Below are 1,350 nucleotides of genomic sequence, written 5' to 3' on the forward strand. Positions count from 1 at the left end.
GCCGGTCCGGCCCAGCATCTGGTACTGGCGTTCGCGCTCACGGGACCGGGCGATGCGCTCCTCGCTGTCGGCCATGCCTTGCAGCATCTGGATTTGCGAGGACTCGTGTGCCAACAGGGCGTTCTCGGCGCCGATGCGGGCCTGAATTTCCTGTACCGATTTCTGGTCGGTGGTGGCGTTGATCTGCGTCATCAGCGACTGGATCTGGTCCAGCCGCTGTGCTGCAGATTTCATCGCGTCCTGCAGCAGGCCTTTCTGTTGGTACGGCTGAGCCAGGGTGGCCTGGCACTCGGTGCGCGCGTCGCCCGTGCGGTCCATGCAGTTGTAGAGCATCCCGACATCGCGCAGCACCTTGGCCGTGGCATTGAGCCCGTTGTACCCCGATGTGTTGATGGCGTTGAAATAGGTGTAGGCCTCGGCCGGGATGTAGTCCTTGAGCAGCGGGTTGTTGAACACGTCGCCCAGGCTTCGCATGCCGTTGATGCTGTCGATCTGGGTCTGCAGTTGTCGGATCTGCTGGATCTGGTTGTTGATCTGGGTGATGTCGTTGATCACCTGCTGCACCGCCTGGAACAGGTTGGCGACATCGATCACGGGGATGCCGGTGGCGCGCGCGTGGCTGGCGCCCAGCGAAATCAACACGGCGGCGGCGACCTTGAGGCGGTAGTTCATGGTGTGCTCCTTGGCAAGTGGGAGATCAAGACCGGCCGCGCAGGGCGGCGAGTCGGTATGCCGCAGACCGTGCGGCTCCGTAGCCCCTGCGGGCCATGTTTCCGGCGTAACGACCCGTGGCCGCTGCGGCGGTTCCCGCCGTGGCAGCCGCGCCAGCGCCTGAACGGATCACGCCCCCCGCGCCTGTACCGCCTGCAGCTGATCGGGCGGAGGAGGCTGAGCGCAGGCCCGAGACCATCATCGCGTTCTGGATCATCTGTATGCCTTGTTGAATCGCTGCGCCACCCGTCAGGGCCGAGGCGAGGCTGGGCGCCTGGAAGCAGAGGATGGCCATGAGGATCATGAGCACGCAGTAGCGGGTGGCTTCGCCCAGCACATTGAAGGTGCTGCCAAGGAAACCCCCACCGTCGTTGATGGCCTTGAACATGGCGGCGCCCATGTAGGCGCTCAGACCCAGCGCGAAGAAGGCGAACCAGGTGAGCACCACGGCGTTCAGCAACATGGACAACCAGCTGTCGAAGAACCGCGCGGTGGGGCGCCAGGCCAGGCACAGGATGAACAGCGGCCCGATGGCGATCACGAAGGTCAGGAACAGCTTGGCCAGCGTGACGACGAAGAGGGCGATGCAGAGGAAGAAGACGGTGCCGATGGAGAAGATACCCCCGGCCAGCAACAGGT

At 64.2% G+C, this 1,350-nt stretch carries 2 protein-coding genes; both read right to left on the reverse strand.

Annotated features, from left to right (window positions below; genetic code table 11):
* The coding region (virB5, locus tag Q7J58_RS13620) for a P-type DNA transfer protein VirB5 (RefSeq protein WP_304828936.1) at positions 1-672 on the reverse strand (672 nt) is incomplete at its 3' end.
* 25 nt (positions 673-697) lie between these two features.
* On the reverse strand, positions 698-1,350 hold a 653-nt coding region (locus Q7J58_RS13625; protein ID WP_304828938.1), incomplete at its 5' end, for a type IV secretion system protein.

Source organism: Hydrogenophaga sp. (assembly GCF_030656115.1).
In the GTDB taxonomy this organism is placed as follows: Bacteria; Pseudomonadota; Gammaproteobacteria; order Burkholderiales; family Burkholderiaceae_C; genus Hydrogenophaga.